At 68.1% G+C, this 4,808-nt stretch carries 3 protein-coding genes and 1 pseudogene; 2 read left to right on the forward strand and 2 right to left on the reverse strand.

Annotated elements, in window-relative coordinates:
• Both Q8M88_RS12790 and Q8M88_RS12795 read right to left on the reverse strand, forming a co-directional pair.
• Nucleotides 1-677: pseudogene (locus tag Q8M88_RS12790) on the reverse strand (hypothetical protein); the annotation flags it as partial.
• Between the two features lie 49 nt (nt 678-726).
• Nucleotides 727-2,418, reverse strand: coding sequence for an electron transfer flavoprotein-ubiquinone oxidoreductase (locus Q8M88_RS12795; protein ID WP_305597543.1), 1,692 nt, complete (start codon nt 2,416-2,418; stop codon nt 727-729).
• Nucleotides 2,419-2,643: 225 nt separating this feature from the next.
• On the opposite strand from Q8M88_RS12795, the gene Q8M88_RS12800 reads away from it, so the two are divergent.
• A complete protein-coding gene (locus tag Q8M88_RS12800; protein WP_305597544.1) occupies nt 2,644-3,465 on the forward strand; it encodes a uracil-DNA glycosylase in 822 nt (273 codons plus the stop codon).
• Nucleotides 3,466-3,531: 66 nt separating this feature from the next.
• The coding region (locus Q8M88_RS12805; protein ID WP_305597545.1) for a lytic transglycosylase domain-containing protein at nt 3,532-4,808 on the forward strand (1,277 nt) is incomplete at its 3' end.

The raw sequence follows: 4,808 nt of genomic DNA on the forward strand, positions 1-4,808 counted from the left end.
TCGGCGCGCCGACCCCGACGCTCCAGGAACTCGCCATAGGCCAGGACCATCATGTCGGCGGGCGTATCGCTGGCGGTCAGCGCCTTGAAATCGGTCTCCGCCTCGTCATAACGCTTGGCGCGCTCATAGAGCTCGGCCTGCCCCAGTTGTCCGAAGTAGCCGACCAGCTTGTCGTCGCCGGCCTCGGGACGCACGAGCGAGCCGTCGACATCGCCAGCCATCGCCGCGGCCCAAGGCGACAGCAGCGCCGCGCCCGCGGCGTGGGGGAAGCCGATCGGCGTCGATAGGATCGCCTGGGCCTCCTTGCCCTTGCCCTGGGCGATCGCTTCGGCCGCACGCACCAGCCGCGAGAGCCGCGTCATCTGCTCGGTGGTTTCTTCGCTCGTCGGCGCCATGGACACCGCCCGCGTCACGTCGCCCGACAGCAGAGTGGCGACGAAGGCCCGTTCGGCCAGCGCCGGCTGCTCGCCCAGACTCCCGCGGGCGCGATCGAAATAGCGCGCGGCTTCATCGGTCCGCCCGTCGTTCAGCGCGCCTTCGCCGGCCAGGAACAGGCCATACGGCGAGTGATCGCTGACGCCGGCTTCGAGACCCGCCACGCCCGCGTCGTGCGGTGGGCTGGCGCAAGCGCACAGCAGCGCCAGCGGCGCGAGGAGGGTCAGAAGCGGGCGACGCATGCAGGACAGCCTTTGGACTTTCGACAGCGGCAGCCAAGCGCCGCGGCGATCACATATTCGGGTAGTTCGGGCCGTCGCCGCCCTGCGGAGTGGTCCACACGACGTTCTGAGACGGGTCCTTGATATCGCACGTCTTGCAGTGGACGCAGTTCTGGAAGTTGATCTGGAAGCGCGGATTGGCCCCCGCTTCGTCGTACAACACCTCGTAGACCCCCGCCGGACAGTACAGCCTGGCCGGCTCGCCGAAGCGCGGCAGGTTCACGTTGATCGGCACCGTGGCGTCACGAAGGCGAAGGTGCGCGGGCTGGTTCTCGTCGTGGTTGGTGGCCGACAGGAACACCGACGACAGCTTGTCGAAGCTGATCTCGTTGTCGGGCTTTGGATAGACGATCGGCTTGTAGTCCTTGGCGAGCCCGGTCGACTCCGCGTCGTTCTTGCCATGCTTCAGGGTGCCGAACAGCGAGAAGCCCTTCAGCAGATTGGTGATGGTCATGTCGATGCCGCCCAGCACCATCCCGCCCAGCACGGTGCCGTAACGCGCCAGCAGCGGCTTGGCGTTGCGCACCACGTGCAGTTCCTTGCGCACCCAGGACGCCTGGTAGGCCGCCTCGTACTCGACCAGTTCATCGCCGGCGCGGCCGGCCTGGATCGCCGCGAAGGCGGTCTCGGCGGCCATCATGCCGGTCTTCATGGCGTTGTGGCTGCCCTTGATGCGCGGGACGTTGACGAAGCCCGCTGAGCAGCCGATCAGCGCGCCGCCGGGGAAATAGAGCTTCGGCACTGACTGGAGACCGCCCTCAGTGATCGCGCGCGCGCCGTAGGCGATGCGCTTGCCGCCCTCGAGATAGGGTCGGATGGAAGCGTGCTGTTTGAAGCGTTGGAACTCGTCGAACGGCGAGATCCATGGGTTCTTGTAATTCAGGTGCACCACGAAGCCGATGGCCACGTAGTTGTCGCCGAAATGGTACATGAAGCTACCGCCGCCGGTCTTGTCGTCCAGCGGCCAGCCCAGGGTGTGCTGCACATAGCCCGGCTCGAAATTCTCATCCGGAACCTGCCAAAGCTCTTTGATGCCGATGCCGAATTTCTGCGGCTCGCGATCTTCGTTCAATCCAAACTTGGCCTGCAGCTGCTTGGCCAGCGAACCGCGCACGCCCTCAGCGATGAAGGTGTACTTGCCCAGCAGTTCGACGCCCGGCTGATAGTCGCCGGTGGGTTCGCCGTCCTTGCCGATGCCGAACACGCCGGCGACGACGCCCTTCACCGAGCCATCCTCGGCGAAGACCAGCTCCGAGGCGGCCATGCCGGGATAAATCTCGACGCCCAGCGCCTCGGCCTGCTGGGCGAGCCAGCGGCACAGGTTGCCCAGCGAGGCGATGTAGTTGCCGTGGTTGAGCATGAACTTCGGCATCGGCAGCCAGGTGATGTCCAGCTCGCCCTGGGGCCCGAGGTAGACGAACTTGTCGCGCTTGACCGGCGTCTCCAGCGGCGCGCCCATGGCCTTCCAGTCAGGAAACAGCTCGTTCAGCGCCTTGGGGTCGATCACCGCGCCGGACAGGATGTGCGCGCCGATCTCCGAGCCCTTCTCGACCAGGGCCACTGAAACCTCGGCGCCTTGCTCTGCGGCGAGCTTCTTCAGACGGATCGCGGCCGAGAGGCCCGCGGGGCCTCCGCCGACGATGACCACGTCGTACTCCATCGCTTCGCGTTCGACGGCCTGCGTGTCCGAAGCTTCGCTCATGTTCGCCTCAACTCCTTCGCCGGCGCTCAGATTCCCCGAACGGTGCGCCATCTGATCGATCGTGCGACTTATCCGAAGCTTCTCGGAAGGTGGTCAAGCCCGAAAGCCTCGCGACGGGTCCGCCGTTACTGAGCCGTACCGGCGATCCGGGTTTGAAGTCCGCACCCAGGGCGGCGCATTATAGGGCCGAACCGCCGCACAAACGCCAGGAACGATCCGCCCGCCATGAGCTCCGCCGCCGCCCACGACCGCGTCGCCGAGAGCTTACTGGCGTTCTGGGCCGAGGCTGGCGTGGACGCCATGCTGCTTGACGAGCCGGTGGATCGTGTCGCTGAGGGGCGAATCGCGCCTCCCCCGGCGCCGACGCCGATTGCGGCGCCTCGCCGCCCGGCCTCGGGCGCAGTCGCCGCCACGGTCGACATCGCCGCCCCTTTGGCCGAGGCGCGTCGCGCCGCCGCCGCCGCCCAGGACATCGAGGCGCTGGCGGTTGCGATCGCCGCCTTCGACGGTTGCGGGCTGAAGTTCGAAGGCGCCGCCAGCCATTCGGTGTTCTCGCGTGGGCGCGCCGACGCACCGCTGATGGTCATCGGCGAGGGCCCCGGAGCCGACGAGGACGCCCAGGGCGAGCCGTTCGTCGGCCGCGCGGGCAAGCTGCTCGACAAGATGCTCGCCGGCGCCGCCATCGCCGATCGGGTGTTCATCACCAACACGGTGTTCTGGCGTCCACCGGGCAATCGGACCCCCACGCCTGCCGAACAATTGATCTGCGCGCCTTTTGTCGAACGCGCGATCCAGCTCGTCGCCCCGCGCATGCTGCTGTTGCTGGGGGGCGCGGCCGCCAAGTTCATGCTGAAGCGCGACGAGGGGATTTTATCGTTGCGGGGCAGATGGTTAGAGTGGAAGTCCGAGGACGGCGAGTTGGAGATCCCGGCCTTGCCGACCCTGCATCCGGCGTTCCTGCTGCGCCAACCCGCGGCCAAGAAACGCGCCTGGGGCGACCTTTTGACTCTGGTCGAAAGGCTTGATCGCCCCGATCGCCCCGCCTAAACGGGACTCGTCATTGGGAAAAGGGCCACGCGGCACGCGTAAAAACGCGGTCGGGTGGAAGACGGCATGACGCTAAACAAGCGCATGCAGATCGCGGTCCTGGCCATGATCTGCACCGCAGGATTCGCTACATCGACGCTGGCCGCCGGTCCGCAAGCCCTCTCGGCTGCGGATGTGCGCAGCTATGCGGCGGCCTTCCAGGCGGCCGACAGCGGGGATTTCATCGATTCCGAGATGCAGCTCTCCGATGTGAAGGACAAATCCCTGCTGGGCGTGCTGTCCTTCCAGCGATTGATGCATCCGAGCGCCCACCGGGCCAGCTTCGACGAGCTGGCCGGCTGGCTCGCCCGCTACGCCGACCTACCCCTGGCCGGGCGCGTGTTCGCCCTGGCCGCCAAGCGCAAGCCCGCTGACGCCGCTTCGCCGACGCAACCGCTGTTGGCCGACGCCGATTGGGCGGTGCGCACGTCGCCGAACTTCGCCGCCGGTCGCGGCCCGAACGAACGCGGTCGCGCGGCGCGCGAGGCCTTCTATTCGGGCGACATCAAGCGGGCGCTGGTCCTCGCCCCTGCGGCGGGCGAACCCTGGATCGCCGGCCTCGCCGCCTACCGGCTGAAGAACTATCCCCTGGCGCAGGGCTATTTCGAGCAGGTGTCGCGCGACGAGAGCCAGGACGCCTGGTTGCGCTCCGGCGCGTCGTACTGGGCCGCCCGCGCCGCCGCCTCGCTGGGCGACCTGGCGATGAGCACCAGCCATCTGCGCCAGGCCGCGCAGTACCCCGACACCTTCTACGGCATGATCGCCGAACGGCAGGCCAAGCTGCAGTCCGCGGCGATGGACGCCCGGGCCGCCCGCGCAGCGCCTGAGGGCGAACTGGTGTTGGCCGCGTTCAACGGGCCCAATGTCGAGCTGAACCGGTTCATCGCCAGCGACCCGCGCGCTCACCGCGCCGCGGCGCTCACCCAGATCGGCCGCCCCGCCGAGGCCGGGCTTGAACTTCGCGCCGGCCTGACCCTCGCCAAGACCGATGTGGAACGCCAGAGCTGGGGTGATCTGATCGCCGCGCTCAACGCGCCGATCAGCGGCGCGCGCGACGCGGCCGCCGCCGACGTCCGCCGCAACCTGGCGATGACCGACTATCCGGCGCCGTCCCTCGAGCCCCGCTCGGGCTTCACGCTCGACAAGGCCCTGGTTTACGCGATCGTGCGCCAGGAGAGCCGCTTCAATCCGGCCGCGGTGTCGCCTGCCGGCGCCGTCGGGCTGATGCAGCTGATGCCCGAGGCCGCCGCGCGCGCCGCCGGCGACGACAAGCTGAAGCGCGACATGAGCCCGCTGTTCGATCC

Origin of the sequence: Phenylobacterium sp. (assembly GCF_030693805.1) — a bacterium.
Lineage (GTDB): Bacteria > Pseudomonadota > Alphaproteobacteria > Caulobacterales > Caulobacteraceae > Phenylobacterium.

Coding starts and splice junctions, on each gene's coding strand:
- Q8M88_RS12795 (WP_305597543.1), bottom strand. CDS start 2,418: ATGAGCGAAGCTTCGGACACGCAGGCCGTCGAACGCGAAGCGATGGAG.
- Q8M88_RS12800 (WP_305597544.1), top strand. CDS start 2,644: ATGAGCTCCGCCGCCGCCCACGACCGCGTCGCCGAGAGCTTACTGGCG.